This is a genomic window from Tardiphaga sp. 215_C5_N2_1, assembly GCF_052076055.1.
GTDB classification, from domain to species: domain Bacteria; phylum Pseudomonadota; class Alphaproteobacteria; order Rhizobiales; family Xanthobacteraceae; genus Tardiphaga; species Tardiphaga robiniae.
Genome location: NZ_CP197240.1, coordinates 1,552,131 through 1,567,875 on the forward strand (window position 1 = coordinate 1,552,131; position 15,745 = coordinate 1,567,875).

General features: G+C 62.3%; 18 protein-coding genes and 1 pseudogene. 8 read left to right on the plus strand and 11 right to left on the minus strand.

All coding sequences use genetic code 11. The features are described 5' to 3' along the window. Positions 1–80: 80 nt before the first annotated feature. Positions 81–440 (minus strand): hypothetical protein, encoded by a 360-nt coding sequence (locus AB7828_RS07270; RefSeq protein ID WP_441232207.1) that lies wholly within the window; start codon positions 438–440, stop codon positions 81–83. A gap of 203 nt (positions 441–643) precedes the next feature. Here AB7828_RS07270 and AB7828_RS07275 point away from each other — a divergent pair, with 203 nt between their 5' ends. Beyond that, positions 644–892 carry a DUF2442 domain-containing protein gene (locus AB7828_RS07275; protein WP_441229805.1) on the plus strand — a complete coding sequence of 83 codons (249 nt, stop codon included), beginning with the start codon at positions 644–646 and terminating at the stop codon, positions 890–892. A 5-nt stretch (positions 893–897) separates the two neighbouring features. On the opposite strand, the pseudogene AB7828_RS07280 reads toward AB7828_RS07275, so the two are convergent. The 4 genes and pseudogenes from AB7828_RS07280 to AB7828_RS07295 form a co-directional block, all read right to left on the minus strand. Continuing rightward, positions 898–1,047, minus strand: a pseudogene (locus tag AB7828_RS07280) (cupin domain-containing protein); the annotation flags it as partial. Between the two features lie 76 nt (positions 1,048–1,123). Next, positions 1,124–1,624 carry a hypothetical protein gene (locus AB7828_RS07285; RefSeq protein ID WP_231080521.1) on the minus strand — a complete coding sequence of 167 codons (501 nt, stop codon included), beginning with the start codon at positions 1,622–1,624 and terminating at the stop codon, positions 1,124–1,126. Between the two features lie 54 nt (positions 1,625–1,678). Further along, positions 1,679–2,890, minus strand: a complete 1,212-nt coding sequence (locus tag AB7828_RS07290; RefSeq protein WP_441232208.1) for a patatin-like phospholipase family protein — start codon at positions 2,888–2,890, stop codon at positions 1,679–1,681. A gap of 23 nt (positions 2,891–2,913) precedes the next feature. Further along, a complete protein-coding gene (locus AB7828_RS07295) occupies positions 2,914–3,189 on the minus strand; it encodes a hypothetical protein (protein ID WP_441229806.1) in 276 nt (91 codons plus the stop codon). Positions 3,190–3,428: 239 nt separating this feature from the next. On the opposite strand from AB7828_RS07295, the gene AB7828_RS07300 reads away from it, so the two are divergent. Next, on the plus strand, positions 3,429–4,055 hold the full coding sequence (locus AB7828_RS07300) for a TetR/AcrR family transcriptional regulator (protein ID WP_441229807.1): 627 nt from the start codon (positions 3,429–3,431) through the stop codon (positions 4,053–4,055). 21 nt (positions 4,056–4,076) lie between these two features. On the opposite strand, the gene AB7828_RS07305 is transcribed toward AB7828_RS07300, so the two are convergent. Next, the gene (locus tag AB7828_RS07305) at positions 4,077–4,625 is read right to left on the minus strand and encodes a cupin domain-containing protein (RefSeq protein ID WP_093758353.1); all 549 of its coding nucleotides are present in this window, start codon (positions 4,623–4,625) and stop codon (positions 4,077–4,079) included. A gap of 147 nt (positions 4,626–4,772) precedes the next feature. On the opposite strand from AB7828_RS07305, the gene AB7828_RS07310 reads away from it, so the two are divergent. Beyond that, positions 4,773–6,104 carry an aspartate aminotransferase family protein gene (locus AB7828_RS07310; protein ID WP_439061675.1) on the plus strand — a complete coding sequence of 444 codons (1,332 nt, stop codon included), beginning with the start codon at positions 4,773–4,775 and terminating at the stop codon, positions 6,102–6,104. A gap of 84 nt (positions 6,105–6,188) precedes the next feature. On the opposite strand, the gene AB7828_RS07315 is transcribed toward AB7828_RS07310, so the two are convergent. After that, positions 6,189–6,479 (minus strand): hypothetical protein, encoded by a 291-nt coding sequence (locus AB7828_RS07315; RefSeq protein ID WP_441229808.1) that lies wholly within the window; start codon positions 6,477–6,479, stop codon positions 6,189–6,191. A 997-nt stretch (positions 6,480–7,476) separates the two neighbouring features. Here AB7828_RS07315 and AB7828_RS07320 point away from each other — a divergent pair. Next, positions 7,477–8,460 carry a Bug family tripartite tricarboxylate transporter substrate binding protein gene (locus AB7828_RS07320; protein ID WP_441229809.1) on the plus strand — a complete coding sequence of 328 codons (984 nt, stop codon included), beginning with the start codon at positions 7,477–7,479 and terminating at the stop codon, positions 8,458–8,460. A 199-nt stretch (positions 8,461–8,659) separates the two neighbouring features. Here AB7828_RS07320 and AB7828_RS07325 read toward each other — a convergent pair whose 3' ends face one another. Next, entirely contained in the window at positions 8,660–9,643 is a 984-nt protein-coding gene (locus tag AB7828_RS07325) for a zinc-binding metallopeptidase family protein (RefSeq protein WP_439064013.1), read from the minus strand. 178 nt (positions 9,644–9,821) lie between these two features. Between AB7828_RS07325 and blaBJP the strand changes: the two genes are divergently transcribed. Beyond that, complete coding sequence (blaBJP, locus tag AB7828_RS07330) at positions 9,822–10,709, plus strand: BJP family subclass B3 metallo-beta-lactamase (protein WP_441229810.1); 888 nt, start codon at positions 9,822–9,824, stop codon at positions 10,707–10,709. Between the two features lie 96 nt (positions 10,710–10,805). After that, positions 10,806–11,210 carry a GFA family protein gene (locus tag AB7828_RS07335; protein WP_092143724.1) on the plus strand — a complete coding sequence of 135 codons (405 nt, stop codon included), beginning with the start codon at positions 10,806–10,808 and terminating at the stop codon, positions 11,208–11,210. Positions 11,211–11,230: 20 nt separating this feature from the next. Here the strand turns inward: AB7828_RS07335 and AB7828_RS07340 are convergent, their stop codons facing one another. Further along, complete coding sequence (locus AB7828_RS07340) at positions 11,231–12,478, minus strand: MFS transporter (RefSeq protein ID WP_441229811.1); 1,248 nt, start codon at positions 12,476–12,478, stop codon at positions 11,231–11,233. Between the two features lie 197 nt (positions 12,479–12,675). Between AB7828_RS07340 and yghU the strand changes: the two genes are divergently transcribed. Next, positions 12,676–13,548, plus strand: a complete 873-nt coding sequence (gene yghU, locus AB7828_RS07345) for a glutathione-dependent disulfide-bond oxidoreductase (protein ID WP_441229812.1) — start codon at positions 12,676–12,678, stop codon at positions 13,546–13,548. A 94-nt stretch (positions 13,549–13,642) separates the two neighbouring features. Here yghU and AB7828_RS07350 read toward each other — a convergent pair whose 3' ends face one another. Both AB7828_RS07350 and AB7828_RS07355 read right to left on the minus strand, forming a co-directional pair. Next, positions 13,643–13,864 (minus strand): hypothetical protein, encoded by a 222-nt coding sequence (locus AB7828_RS07350; protein ID WP_184517314.1) that lies wholly within the window; start codon positions 13,862–13,864, stop codon positions 13,643–13,645. Positions 13,865–13,948: 84 nt separating this feature from the next. Next, positions 13,949–14,371: a group III truncated hemoglobin gene (locus AB7828_RS07355; RefSeq protein WP_089264012.1), complete on the minus strand. Its 423-nt coding sequence runs from the start codon at positions 14,369–14,371 to the stop codon at positions 13,949–13,951. 334 nt (positions 14,372–14,705) lie between these two features. Here AB7828_RS07355 and AB7828_RS07360 point away from each other — a divergent pair, with 334 nt between their 5' ends. Continuing rightward, entirely contained in the window at positions 14,706–15,605 is a 900-nt protein-coding gene (locus AB7828_RS07360) for a helix-turn-helix domain-containing protein (protein ID WP_441229813.1), read from the plus strand. The last annotated feature ends 140 nt before the right edge of the window (positions 15,606–15,745 follow it).

Here is a 15,745-nt window from a genome sequence, read left to right on the forward strand (position 1 = left end):
GATTTAATGAGGGTCGCGACAATGTCGACCGAAAGCTTTCACAGGAATCCGGTGCTGCGGCATGCGCCGCCTCGCCTCGCCTAGCCGCAATTCCAGATCGGTCCGATCGGGGTTCGCGTCCAGCATGGGCCCATGCTGCCGCCATTGTACTGGCCGCGATAGAAGCCGGGCCGGCCGAAATAATACTTCTCGCCGTCGGACCAGCGATAATAGACCGGGGTACGGTCGATGTACCAATGGCGCCGATCGCGTTTGGCCATGAGCAGGTCCGCGCGCTTCTGCATGAACAGCGGAACGCTGTTGTTCAGCGGCTGGTGATAGCCCGGCAGGAAGCCGTAGCCCTTCCATTGCTGCGGCCTCTTTTTCGCCGGCGCCGCCAACGCAACGGCGGAAGTGAGCGACAGGACGAGAGCAATCAATAGACACATGAATCGCGACATGCCCACAGCATAGAGATTTGGGGCGCGGGCGGCCATTCAAATTCGGGTGCGCCGCGCTCAGGTCGATACAAGGGACTCGTTGTGTCGTCCGTGACCTCGCCGTGCATCAGGAATCCACCCTAGGTTGCACTTCACGTGATCCGGGCTACACTCACGGAACATCACGCGAAAGCCATATCGCGACCTGATCCTGAAAGCGTGGCATGACCATTTCGGCAACCAGCGTCCGTTTCGATGACGCAAGCATGTGGGTCGAACTGACCGACGGGCGAACGCTCGGCGTTCCCCTCGCTTGGTATCCGCGCCTGCGGAATGCCACGCCCGAGCAGCGCAATCAGGTCGAGATCGGCCGCCACGGTCTGCATTGGGAAGCCCTTGACGAGGATATCTCAATCGCCGGCTTGATCGCCGGTCGTGGTGACCTCACGCATCGCTCGGAGAGCGCAGCTTAGATCATTCAAAACGTTGGCGGCGTGCGGACGCTGATCACCTCGTAGGGTTTCGCGCCGACGCAGCGAAAGCGATGCGGGCGTCGGCTTTAGAAACAACAGGCATCGCCGGAAGCGAGGATGCGTCGTTCTTCGTGGACGCTCACCTCTCGCGAGCCATCGGCACTTGCACCCTACCTCGCCCCGCAACGTGCCCCTGTGAAACACCTGCGATCGCTGCGACGCGATCCCCGATCAGTTTCTGCTCATATTGATGGTGACGTTCCGGATGTCGCCTTCGGACGATATCGAGAAAGACTGTTTGTTGCCGCGCGTCGAGAGCGACAGGCTGGCCGAGAAGCCCGGCGCGTCGATGACGGCCGAGATGAGGCCGCCGGACTCCCTGCCTGCGATGCTTCCGCTGATTCCGCGACTGGTTTCGCTCCATGTTCCGGCGATGGTGCCATCCTGGCTGACCACGTCGCTGTTGAGATCGAAGCGGTAGCTGTCGCTCGCGCAACGCAAGCTCTGCAGAAGCCGCCTTTCGCCATTGCTGACCTGGTATGTCGCCTTGCAGCGAAGCCGCTCCTTGGATCCGTCGGACAGCGAGATTGCTCCTGCGCCTGCCCAGGATCCGGTAAGGCCTGTGAACGGCAGCGACTGCGCCGCCGCCGAACCTGAGGCGGCGACGAGCAGGATCGACACCAGCGCAAGCCGGCGGGGCGAAACGATCTTGCGAAGCATGGAAAGTCTCATGAGGTCACTCCTGTTTCAGCACGCATGTGCCGGGTTTGAACGTCGCGTCGCGCATCAGTTGCCGCTTGCGACTTGCCGCGTGATTGCTGTGTGTGACGCCGCCACGGAATCCTGATCGTCGGAGGGCGGGGATTTCGACCAGAGACGATTGCCCCGCGCCCTCTCGTAACCGTACTGGAACAGCGCGCGCATATAGGCGGTGTCGAAGCCGGACATCAGCGATGGCGGTCGATCGCCCTCGATATAGGTCAGATTGAATCCGAACTTGTTGCGGCGGGCGAAGGCATAGGTGTTGTAAAGGATGGACCGTGTCTGAATCTTCGTCACGGTCGATGACGCCCGCGCAGCGATTTCGATGGTGGAATTGGGAATGACCTGAAATTCCCGTTCGATCTTGTTGTTGATCAGGACGTAGAGTTGCAGCTTCTCTGCCCTGGCGAATGTGGCGTCGCGCAGCAGGAAGGCCTCCGGCAATGTCAGGACAGGCGCGGTGACGCCGCCATCGACATGCATCTCCTCGAAGCGCTTGCCGTTCGCCTCCGCGGTCACCAGCATCGGCGGAAACACCACGGGCAGACTCGCCGAAGCCGCGACAACATCCCGGAACAGGTTCAGTGCTTCGGGCGTACGCAGCGAAGCGATCCGTCCCATGTCCCAGATGGCGGTCCGCTGGGAGTCCAGGTTGGTCGTGACGACGAACAGCATCCGCCCCTTCGCATGTTCGGCTGCGACAGCCGCGACAAAGGTCTCGTCGATATACTTCGCCACCAGCTCGCGCAGCCGCGTATTGCCGAACAGGCCAGAACCAAAGATCGCATTGAACGGATTGGGTGCATCGAGCAGGCTCGCGGCAACGCCGCTGGTGTAGACGTCACGCAAGGTCGCGTCATAGTCGGGACCGAGAAACGCGAAGGGCGCGATCAGTGCGCCGGTGCTCACACCGGATACCATCGAGAACGACGGGCGCGTCCCTGCCTCGGTCCAGCCATTGAGCACGCCGGCGCCATAGGCGCCGTCCGCCCCGCCTCCGGACAGCGCCAGATAGGTTCGAGGCCCCCGCAACACGACCTGGTTCTGACCACTTCGAAACGTCGAGGCCGGTTCGTCCGCATAACGGCGCAGGTCCGTAAGATCGAGGACGCGCGCACTGGATGCATCCGCGGCGCTATGCGGCGTCCGTGGCAGCGACGAACATCCGGCGACCAGAAGGCTCAGCGCCGCAACGACAAGCAACGAAACCGACGGCCGCCAACGGTAGCCATGCATGACATGTTCGGTCAGGAGAGCGCTCACGGGTTCGACGCCCCGTCCATAGAACTACGTCGCTGGGCGACCTGAAGGGATGCCGCCGCGGGTTGAGCGACGAGTTCGAGGTAGTCCCGGTGGATCGCCTGGACGGTCGTACGCTCGTCGAACTTCACCCGCCAACTGCTCGGCGAGCCGCGGCCCACGATGACTCCCTGGCGATCGCCGTATTTGGGATGCCGCTCACGACCGAGAACGCTCATCCGGACACGGGCACCACGGAACAGTCGCGGCGGCGATGCGTCACTATCCGCATTCATCATGCAGCCCTCGCCCGGTCGGGCGCCTGATGGGCAATCAGTTTCGCTTTCGCTGTGGCCACGGTTTCGATCAGCTTGCGTCGCCGATCTGCAGTGCCGGCCGCATCGGCTGGCAACGGAGACATCATTTTGAAAGCACTATGCATTTGACCGCGCGCGTTAAGTGAGCAATCACTCACTATTGTTGACTGACTCAAAAGTCAATAGCACCCGTGTAAGGGATCGATTATCCTGCCCCCATGAATGCTGAGCTGAAGAAGCGCGCCCGTCGAAAAGCGGAACGACCGATCGAGATCCTCGACGCGGCCTTCGAGGAATTCGCCAAAAACGGCTATGCCGCCACCCGGCTGGAGGATGTCGCCGCCCGCGCGTCCGTCACCAAGGGCACGATCTATTTCTATTTCGAAACCAAGGAGCGCGTGTTCGACGAGATGATCCGATACAAGTCCCAGGCGTTCTTTCCCGAACTGGAAAGCTATGCCGGGACGCTGGAAGGATCATACAGCGCGCGCCTGCGCGCACTCATGGTCTTCGTGTATCGCAAGATTGCCGAGGACAGACCTTTCCGCGAAACACTCCGCTTCCTGATCGCCGACGGCTCCCGTTTCCCCGACCTCGTGGACCGGCACTATGACGAGTTCATGCGGCCGGTTATCGACCAGTTCCGAATGGTGATCGAAGCGGGAGTCGCGGCCGGCGAATTCCGCCCGTCGCAGGCAAGCACATTCACCGAAATCGTGATGAGCCCCGCGCTGCTGTTGACCGTGTGGTCACTGTTGTTTGGAACGCGAAGGCAGATCGACGTCGCGGTCTTCACCGATGCCAGTATCGACCTGCTGATGCGAGGAATCGATACTTCCCGTTAGCCCGGGCGTGAGCTTAGGTCCTCAAAACGTCGGCGGCGTGCACGCACTGATCACTTCGCAGGGTTTCGCGCCGACGCAGCGAAAGCGATGCGGACGGCGGCTTTCGAAATAATACGCGTCGCCAGGATCGAGGATGCGCCGCTCCTCGTCGACGGTGACTTCCAGCCGGCCTGACACCACGATGCCGCCCTCCTCGCCGTCATGCACCAGCGGCACCCGTCCGGTGTCGCTGCCCGGCTCGTAGCGCTCCTTCAGGATCTGCAGGCTACGGCCGAACAGATTGTCGCCAACCTGACGATAGGAGATTGGCGTCTTGCCGATCTCGGTCAGTTCGTCGGAGCGGTAGAATGCTTTGCGCGGCCGGTCCGGCTCGATGGCGAAGAAGTCGGCGAGCCCCATCGGAATGCCATCGAGAATACGCTTGAGCGCGCCGACCGACGGGTTCATCTGGTTGGACTCGATCAGCGAGATCGTCGAATTGGTCACGCCCGCGCGCTTGGCCAGTTCACGCTGCGACAGCTTGTGACGCCCGCGCACGAAGCGCAGCCGTTCGCCTAGATCGATACTCACGCCAAATCCCTGTTGCGAGTGTTTCGGATCGAACAAATATGACCCGGCCCATTCAATAAAATCAACAGGTTAATCAGATCGAGAAAAGGACTTGTTGCATTCGGGCGAACATGATCCAGATGCTGAATCAGCCAAGGGAGCCGCGCCGTGACCGTTCATCAGATTCCGAACACGCTACAACTCGAGTCGTTCTGGATGCCGTTCACGGCCAACCGCCAGTTCAAGGCGGCACCGCGCATGTTCGCATCCGCGCAGGGCATGTATTACACCACCGAAGACGGCCGCAAGGTGATCGACGGATCGGCTGGCCTCTGGTGCACCAATGCCGGCCACGGCCGCCGCGAGATCGCCAGTGCCGTTGAGAAGCAGCTCACCACCCTCGACTTCGCCCCCGCGTTCCAGATGGGCCATCCGCTCGCCTTCGAATTCGCCAATCGTCTGGCCGAGATCGCGCCCGCCGGCCTCGACCGCATCTTCTTTACCAATTCCGGCTCGGAGTCGGGCGATACGGCGCTGAAGATCGCGCTGGCCTATCATCGCGCCAACGGCCAGGCCTCGCGCACGCGCCTGATCGGTAGGGAGCGCGGCTATCACGGCGTCGGCTTCGGCGGCACCTCGGTCGGCGGCATGGTCAATAACCGCCGCGCCTTCTCGTCCGCCCAACTACCCGGCACCGATCACATCCGCCACACCCACGATCTCGCACGCAACGCCTTCTCGAAGGACCTCCCGGAGCACGGCGCCGAACTGGCCGACGACGTCGAGCGACTGGTGGCCCTGCATGGCGCCGACACGATCGCTGCCGTCATCGTCGAGCCGGTGCCCGGTTCGACCGGCGTGCTGCCGCCGCCGAAGAACTATCTGCAGCGCCTGCGCGAGCTCTGCACCAAGCACGGCATCCTGCTGATCTTCGACGAAGTCATCACCGGCTTCGGCCGCCTCGGCACGCCTTTCGCCGCAGATTATTTCGGCGTGACGCCGGACCTGATGACCACCGCGAAAGGCATCACCAACGGCACCGTGCCCTGCGGCGCCGTGTTCGCCAGCCGCAAGATCTACGACGGGCTGATGACCGGGCCGGAAAGCCAGATCGAGCTGTTCCATGGCTACACCTATTCGGCGCATCCGGTCGCCTGCGCCGCGGGCATCGCGACGCTGGACATCTACAAGAGCGAGGGACTGCTGACGCGCGGTGCCTCGCTGTCCGACTACTGGCGCGATAGCCTGCACGCGCTCAAGGACCTGCCCAATGTCATCGACATCCGCAATTGCGGCCTGATGGGCGCCGTCGAACTTGCACCCCGCAAGGATGCACCGGCTGCGCGCGGCTATGACGTCATGGTCGACTGCTTCAACCGCGGACTCTATCTGCGCCAGAGCGGCGACGCCTTCGCGATGTCGCCGCCCCTCATCGTCGAGAAGAACCAGATCGACGAGATCGTTTCGATCCTGAGCGACGCCATCAAGCGCGTCGCCTGAGTCCACACACGATCCGATCCAACACGGCCCGGATGAAGCCCCTGCTTCATCCGGGCCTTGTTGTTCAAGAGATCCGCTTGTCAATCAACTTGCGCTGCCATGCGCCCGCGCGCACATCCGTGTCACATGATCCGCGCTCATCACCGGCGTCGTCGCGACGGTGTTGCTCGAACCAGTGCTGGTCGTCCATGAGAAACTGCCGAGCGATGCCATGACAGGCGCTACGGCGAAACGCGACATCATCGCGACATTCACCATCGCCGGCACGTCGACGCGGGGATGGCTGACGATCGCGTCCACGATCAGGCCGAAGGCGGCCAGTCCCAGTGTTCGCTTGCGAGATCTGATTGAGGTCTTGCGGAATTGGATCCGCATCGCGGGCTCATGGGCTTGAGGATGCGCACGCACCAAGGTCGGAGCGCGCCGACGGGTCGACGTCGCGCGCCATTTTAGCGATCAACTGTGACCATCCGGTCTGATGCCGCGAACAACAAAGCTCGCAACCGATCACGTCGCGACGAGTCGCCCGATATCGGTCATCACATCTTCACGAGGACGGGCACGTGATACGCCCTGCACCCGAACGCCCTCAAGAAATACTGAAAATAATCCTTGACGCCATCCCAATGCAGATTATATTCCCCTGCATCCCGTCCCACTTTGAGGGGCGTTGCCAGGGACGCTTGTTAGCGCGGGGCGGGATGTGGCGCCTGCGGGCGGGAGGGAGACGTTCCCTCGCGCACTCGGGAGGCCTTGGGTCACCGTCCGGCCCCACTACGGGGGTCTGCCACTCATGCTGGCTGGACGTGGCATTGGTGAACGGCGGGAAACCGTCGGGATCAGCGGAGTGCGGAGCTCTGCGCCTTTGCCCGGAAGAACGGTCCCGGGGACAGAAATCGCCACGATGGAGCGTCGAAAGGCGTTTCCGCGGCCTCTGCTGTCCGGCGATCCGTGCAGCACGCTGCGGCACTGTTACCAAGTCGCGCCTTTCGGCGCTTCATCTCCCTCATTCTTGAGGGAGAGCACCGGGACCGCCACGCACGCGCACAGGCGCGGGCAAGGACGGCGCACGCTCGTCCCTCACCTGCATCACAGTAATCAACAACGTCATCACGGGAGGTCACATGCTCCTTGGTCACAAGTATCCGCGTCTCACATCGACAAATTCCACGCTGCGGCAGCAGACGTTAGCGGCCTTTCGTCTACTTTCCCCGTTACCGTGCGATGCGGTAGCCTGCCTACGGGACTCTGCATCCCGCGACATCCGTCACGGCGCAGAACGGGCAGACAACAAGAAGAACGGTCTGCGATCCGAGGCAGGCGCTTTGGCGCTCCCGCCACCTTGGAGCGCGCCGGCAGTCGAGGAAATGAAATGATGAAGAGCTTCGTCCGCGCCGCGAGCGTGATCGCCGTTATGGCCGCCTGCGCCGGCAGCGCCGAGACTGCCTTTGCGCAGAGCTGGCCGAACCGGCCGATCCGCATGGTCGTGCCCTATACGCCGGGCGGCTATACCGATCTGATGGCGCGCCTCGTTTCCGAAAAGATGTCGGCGGCGCTGGGCCAGCCGATCGTCATCGAGAACAAGCCGGGCGCGAATGCCGCCATCGGCACCGACGCCGTCGCCAAGGCAGCCCCCGACGGCTACACCTTCGGCACCGTGATCGCGGCGCATTCGGTGAACCCGACGCTCAATCCGAAGCTGCCCTATGATGCGATGAAGGACTTCACCTATGTGTCGCTGACCTCGGTCACGCCATTGATCCTCATCGCGACGCCGTCCCTGCCCGCCAAGGACATGAAGGAGTTCATCGCGCTCGCCAAGGCGAAGCCCGGCTCACTGAACTTCGCCTCGTCAGGCATTGGGTCGGCCGCACATCTGACCATGGAAATGCTGAAGAGCCGCGAAGGCATCAATCTGCAGCACATTCCCTACAAGGGCACGTCCGGCGCGCTGCAGGATACGGTCGGCGGCCAGATCAATGTGATGTTCGACGTCATCGGCCCGCTGATGTCGCAGGTGAAGTCCGGCAATGCCAAGGCGCTCGCCGTCGCCGCCAAGGAGCGCGTACCGGCGGCCGGCGACGTGCCGACCATGGCGGAAGCCGGCGTGCCTGATTTCGTCTCCGGCACCTGGTCCGGCATCATCGCGCCCGCTGGCACGCCGAAGGAGATCGTGGATCGCGTAGCCGCGGAGGCAAAGAAGGCGCTCACCGATCCCGACCTGAAGAAGAAGCTCGACGATCAGGGCATCGTCCCCATGGGCACCACCCCGGATGAATTCCGCGCCTTCGTCACCGACGAAATCGCGCGCTGGAAGAAGGTGATCACGGACGCCGGCATCAAGATGGAGCAGTAAGCGCCAACCTCGTCATTCCGGGACGCGAGCGCCACTTGGCGGTCGCGGACCCGGAATCTCAAGATGAGAGTCCCTCCTTCCGCCGCGCTGAAGAGTGATGAACACATCAAGATTCCCCGCCACTCCAATTGGAGTGGCTGAGGTTCGCGCCGAACCGCTTCGCGTTTCGCCCCACCCCGGAATGACCGCATAAGGCCTCTCAGCTTTCGCTTCTGGCTTTCAAAATCGCCAGATGCACGAAATGCAGCTTTCCCCTCACCGCCTGTGTGAGATGAAACGGATAGGCGTCACTCATGCCCATCGAACGATTGAGTTCGTTCATGCTGTAGGACACAGCATCCCACAGCGACAGCAGCGCTTCGAAGTCACGCTCGAGATAGGGATCGTCCAGCGTATGACGCGAGCGCTCGTCCAGTGACAGCGGCAGCGAAGACGCGGTGTCCAGCGTCGAGACGATGTGCAGGAAATGCGCAAAGGTCTCGGCCCAGTCTTCCCACGGATGCGATGTCGCATATTCGCTAATGAAGGCATCGCTATTCCAGGAGCGATCGGCGCGATTGTGATAGGCAGCGAGTGCTTCACCGTAGTCGCGGGTTTCATCGCCGAAGATCAGACGGAACGGACTGATGAGCTGCGACTGATCGACCAGCGCTTCCCAGTAAAAATGCCCGACCTCGTGGCGGAAATGCCCGAGCAGCGTTCGATACGGTTCGCGAAACGCCGCGCGCCGCGCCTCGCGCTCGGCATCGTCAGCTTCCGAGAGGTTCATCGTGATCAGCCCCGACAAATGCCCGGTCATGATCGGATGTCCGGCGGTCTCGTCCGAGAGAATGTCGAACGCGATATGCGCGCCGCTCGACACGGCAAGGGGCAGTCTGAGCCGCATCAGGTCGTAGGTCAGACGCCGCTTGGCCTGTTCGACCCGCTTCCAGAGCGCGACATTGCGATCCGACACCAGATTGGGAATCGTGCGCGTAAGCCGGCAGGACGGACAGAACGGATCGCTGTCATCCGTGGCCCAGTTGCAGGCGATCAGATTGCGATTGGCGCAAGACATGACCGACGCGGCGCTGACGACATTGGACCGCGCGGTGTCGAAGATCAGCGCCTCGCCGCACTGCACGCAATCGCTCTGCTCGAAGAAGACGCGCGTCTGGCAGTTGGGGCAGATCAGTTGTTTCATGGGTGAAGTCTAACCCAAAACGGCCGGGATGGTTCAACGCGCTCGCAACATTCGCCGCCCGGCCGTGCCTGTTATGCGCGATGCCGGCATGCAGGAATGGCGCTTGAGGGACCTGCCCAAATCGCGCTTCAATCCCGGCGTTTAAAAGAACCAATAAAAATCGAACCGGGAGGCCATCATGAAGACGCTCGCAGGCGCCGTCTGCGCTCTGGCGCTATTTGCAGGTAGCGCGCAGGCACAGACGGTGAAGGATTTTCTGGCGCAGGTCATGGTCAAGTGGACCGCCCCCTTCGAGCCGTTTCAGCTGATCGACAACATCTATTACGTCGGCACCGACGGCATCGCGGTCTATCTCATCAAGACATCCGACGGCCTGATCCTGATGGACACCGGCGTCCCGCAATCGACGGGGATGATCAAGGACCACATCGCGAAGCTCGGCTTCAAGGTCAGCGACATCAAGATCATCCTCAACAGCCATGCCCATTTCGATCACACCGGCGGTTTTGCGGAGATCAAGAAGGACACCGGCGCGCAACTGATCGCAGGCCTACGGGACAAGCCATTGCTCGAAAGCGGCACCTATCCGGGCGATGAAAAGAACACCGATATCGGCTTCCCGCCGGTCAAGGTGGATCGCACCGTCACCGAAGGCGATAAGGTCACGCTCGGCGGCACCACGCTGACGGCGCATGCAACGCCCGGCCATTCGCCGGGCTGCACGAGCTGGGAAATGACCGTGAAGAACGGCAGCGAGAACCGTGAGGTCCTGTTCTTCTGCAGTGGCACCGTGGCGCTGAACCGGCTTGTCGGCAATCCAACCCATGCCGGCATCGTCGACGATTATCGGTCGACCTATGCCAAGGCCAAGGCCATGAAAATCGACGTGCTGCTCGGACCGCATCCGGAAGTCTATGGCATGCAGGCCAAGCGCGCGGCGATGAAGGACGGCGCGCCGAATCCGTTCGTGAAACCGGGCGAGCTTGCCGCTTACGCTGCAGTGCTCGAACAGGATTTCGACAAGCAGCTCGCCAAGCAAACGGCTGCGCTGCAAAGCGGCAAATAGCGACTGCCAGCCACGGCGAGCGATTTGTCGCAAGCCGCGGCGGTTGTCGGCGATTGCAGTCGGCTGGTAGTTTTGCGCATCAGATGAGGTGTGCCTATGGAACTCGCTTGCCCCTGCAACGCCGTGAAGCTCAGGATTTCAGCCGACCCCATCGCCCATTTCTGGTGCCACTGCGCCGACTGCCAGACCGTCCACGGCGCGGCCTATGTGGCCGAGGCCGTCTATCCAGCTGACGGTGTAGAAGTCGTTCAAGGCGACACGACGTCGTTCGCGCTGAAGACGACCCCGCGCCTCAGTTGCGCAAAATGTGCCACGCGGCTGATTATCGAACTCGACGGGATCGGCATGCGCAGCATCAACGGCTATCTGCTCGGAGACGCGTTCAAGCCGAGCCTGCATATCAATTGCAGCGAAGCAATTGCTCCGGTCCGCGACGGCCTGCCGCATTACGCCGCCATGCCGGCAGCATTCGGCGGCGACGACCGGCTGGTCGACTGGTAGGACGCCGAGGTTTTTCCTCGCTAGGGCAGCGCCAGCAGGCCTCCAGCAACAATCATGGTCGCCAGCGCCGACAGCGCCAGCGACCAATGGATCCCGATCATGCTGCCGACGACGCCGACCGAGATGCCGCTGAAGGCGCGCAAGCCCAGGCTCGCCATATTGAACAGACCGATGACGCGGCCGCGCTTGTCCAGGGGGGCATCGAGCTGCACGAGGCTCTGTGCCATGGCGTTGAACGACAATTCGAGGAATCCCGCCGCAAACAGGAACACCAGCGCAATGGCGTAGTGACCGGTCAGCGCGAAGATCGCCAACGCACCGCACCAGAGCAGCGCCAGAATGATCGCCGTACGCGGCTTCGGCGCCAGCAATTGCCTGCCCTCCAGCGCCAGGCCGGCAAGCAGGCCACCAGCTGCGTCAGCCCCCAGCAGCATGCTATAGGACATGCCGGGATCGCCATGGCCGAGATCACTGGCGAAGCTCGGCATCTGTGAACTATAGGCGTTGCCGACGAAGAACGATGCCGCGCCGGCCAGTGCGATCATGGACACGATCACCGGACGGTGGCGAACGTCGCGCATGGTCTGGACGATGTCCGCAAAGCCCCGCACGGCGCGCTGAGGCGCGGGCGCGCCGGTGCGAAAGCGCGGACCATAGGGCGCCTTGATCAGCCACAGCACCAGCGGCAGATAGAAGATGGTGTTGAGCATGATGCCATAGGCCGGACCCAGCGCGAGCAGGATCACGCCGCCGACCGCAGGGCCAACCATGACGCCGAGATAGCGCGCCATGGCGTTCAGACGCACCGCGCTCGGCAGGTCGGCGGAACCGACGACGTCGTAGAGCAGCATCTGGTTCGGCGTCTGCCACAGCACGCCGGCACAGCCATGGATCACCAGCAGCACCATCGCCTGCCACATCTGCAGGGTATCGGTGACAAAGAAATAGCCCCAGCCCAGCGATGCCAGAATGAACAGCGCCATGCCGCACTGGATCACGCGCCGCGGGTCGAAACGCTCCGCCAGCGCGCCAGACGTGACCGAGAACAGCAGGAACGGCAGCCAGTGCGAGACGATGGCGAAACCACCCAGCGCGGGCGACTGGAATTTCTGAAACACCACCCAGTAGCTGATCACATGCTCGATATTGTCGGCCATCATGGCCAGCACATAGGTGATGAATTGGGCGCGGAATCCCGGGTGATGGAGCGCCGCGAAGGATCGTTTGGTGGGCGATGCGCCGACGGTCTGCGCTGGGGTGTCGCTCATCGGGAGGGGAATCTTCGGACGGAGGGAAACGCCGCCATCGGCAATGACGGCGGTTCGGACTCGTTACATCGCATGTCTTCGCCCGGCACAAGGCGGCTTCCGGCATAGGACGCCTCGCCATCTTGCATGCAATTGCATTCATCCCTACCTGTCCCCGGCAACCATCAACCCTGCCCCTTTTCCGGAGCCTGCCTGACATGACCGACGCCCCCTACACGCCTCCCAAAGTCTGGACCTGGGACAAGGAAAACGGCGGCAAATTTGCCTCGACCAACCGGCCCATCGCCGGCCCCACCCATGAGAAGGAGCTCTCGGTCGGCAAACATCCGTTCCAGCTCTATTCGCTGGCGACGCCGAACGGCCAGAAGGTCACGATCATGTTCGAGGAACTGCTCGCTGCCGGCCATACAGGCGCGGAATACGATGCCTGGCTGATCCGGATCGACGGCAACCAGTTCGGTTCGGGTTTCGTCGATGTGAACCCCAATTCCAAGATTCCAGCTCTGATCGACCGCAGCGGCGACAAGCCGTTTCGCGTGTTCGAATCCGGCGCGATCCTGGTGCATCTCGCCGAGAAATTCGGCGCCTTCCTTCCAAAGGGTGGCCCCGAACGCGCCGAGTGCCTGTCCTGGCTGTTCTGGCAGATGGGCAGCGCCCCCTTCCTCGGCGGCGGCTTCGGCCATTTCTATGCCTATGCGCCGACCAAGATCGAATACGCCATCGATCGTTACGCCATGGAGACGAAACGTCAGCTCGACGTGCTGGACCGTCGCCTCGCCGATAACGAGTATCTCGCCGGCAAGGATTATACGATCGCCGATATGGCGGTGTTCCCCTGGTATGGCGGCCTCGCAGAGAATGCGATCTATGGCGATGCCGGCACTTTCCTCGATGTGCAGAGCTACAAGAACCTGCAGCGCTGGACCAAGACCATCGCGGCACGACCTGCCGTGAAGCGCGGTCGCATGGTCAATCGCACCTCGGGCGACCCGGCCGGCCAGTTGCGCGAACGCCATGACGCCAGCGACTTCGACACGAAGACTCAGGACAAGCTCGAAGCGCAGAGCTGAGGCGAAGGCTTCGAATTGACATCGCTTCGGCCCGGAATCGAAAAGCCCCGCGTCAGCGGGGCTTTTGCACGTCTGGATGCACGGGGCTGCGGCCTCAGCCCTTCATGCACTTGTTGACCGATGAGGTCTTGGCGGCGCCGGCCAGTGGCTTGCCCTCGGCGCTCTTGGCGTTGTCCTCGCAGCACTTCTTCATGAAGCTCTTCTTGGCAGCGCCCGCGAGCGGCTTGCCGTCGCCGCTGACGGCGTTGCAGGATTGCGCCATTGCGGGCACAGCACTGAACAGGCTCAAGAGAACGAGGACAGACAGACGTTTCATGGACCGACTCCCGGTTTGTTGGAGCTGCAGCCTAACGCAACCACGAGCTCTCGCAAGACCGGCTATGCATCACGTGCCTACCGCTTAAACGCTATGTCGCGGCGCAGCGATTTCGCCGCGCACAGAGGCAACGCCCATCTCGAAACTGTCAGCGATACGGCGCGCGCGGATCATGAAGGCCTCAGTGACCTCAGCCGGAAATATCTCGCGCGCGGTCTGTTCGAACAGCAAAAGCCAGCGATCGAAATGTTCGCCCTTCAGCGGCAGCACGAGATGTGGACGCATCGGGCGGCCATTGTAGCGGCCGGTCTTCAGCATCATCGACGACCAGAAATCGCTGATCTGCGCGATGTGATGATCCCAGTCGGTCACGGCGCTGTTGAAGATCGGCCCCAGCAAATCATCCTCGCGGGCACGGCCGTAAAAGGTCTGCACCAGAAGCGCGATATTTTCTTCATTCAGGGAGGGCTGGAAGCTGGTGAAGCCGATTTCGGAGGTCTGCGTCATGCGCCCTGATGTAGGCGACGGCGGCCAGCTCGGCAACCGCCATCGCCCGAAATCCGTTCTGCAATTGATCCAGCGCAAACTCAGTTGCGACGACCCGCCGTCTGCGTCCGTTCCATCAGGTCCCCTTCCGAACGAACGCCATAAAATGCCTGCAGGAGCATCCCCCGACGCAACTTCCCGGGTGTGATGGAGCGGCACCCAGAATTCTTATAGAGCTGCCGAACTCCTCGGAGAGACCGTCCGGTGTCGCATTCGCCAACACCCGGTACTCTCCGGCTTTTTGCGATAGGATGACGCTGATAACCGTGCCCCGAAACCGCAAGGACACCTTCACTTGCCCGAAGCTCTCCTCTCCGCCCGCTCCGGCGAGTTTCCGACCTTTGCAACCTCGGATTTCGCGGGCGAAGGCTCGTTCTACTTCGACCTCGTACGACTGGAGGACCGCGACGACATCCCGCGCGGTTTCCTGCACCGGCACAACTACTACCATCTGCTCTGGATGACCCGGGCGAGCGGCACGCACACACTCGACTTCGCGCATTTCGACGTGCGCGACCACTCAGTGTTCTTTCTTTCGCCGGGCCAGGTCCATGCCTGGACGTCATCGGTCAAGCCTCACGGTTACGTGCTGAACTTCAGCACCGACTTCTTCGCGCGGATGTTTCCGCGCGCCGAAGATGTCGCGAAACTTCCGTTCTTCCACCCTGCGCGCGGCAACAGCGCGCTCTATCTCACGCAGGCCCAGCATGACGGCATGCTGCCACTGCTCTGCGAGATGGAGCGTGAGGCACGCGATCGCCAGCCGGGATTTCCCGATGTGGTGCGGGCCAGCCTGCTGATCCTGCTCACGCGCCTGCGCCGTGTGTGCCCCGACAACGAGCCCGCCGGTGGCGTTGGTCCACACCAGGCGCTCACGCGCCGTTTCGCGATGCTGGTGGAAACGCACTACCTGCGCTTCGGTACCATCGGCCAGTACGCCGAGGCGCTTGGCGTGAGCGAGCGCCAGCTCAACGATGCGGTCAAGCGCACTGTGGCGCGCACGGCCAGCCAGGTGGTGCAGGAGCGCGTGGTCCTCGAAGCCAAGCGCTGGCTCAGCAACACCGAAACGGGCATCGCCGAGATCGCGTTCCGCCTCAATATCGAGGATCCGGCCTACTTCGCGCGCTTCTTCAAGAAGCAGACCGGCCTCACGCCGGGCGACTTCCGGAGGAAGCATTGCCGTCCACTGGACTGACACGCGAAAAAGTCCAACACAACGTCTGATCCGTCCTAGCGCCGTCGCCGCGCGGCTGCATAGAGTGTCCCGCATGGACGCCTGACCGGGCGCTGCCGTCGCCACCTGCGCGTTTGTATGCGCAGGTCGGCATGGCATGA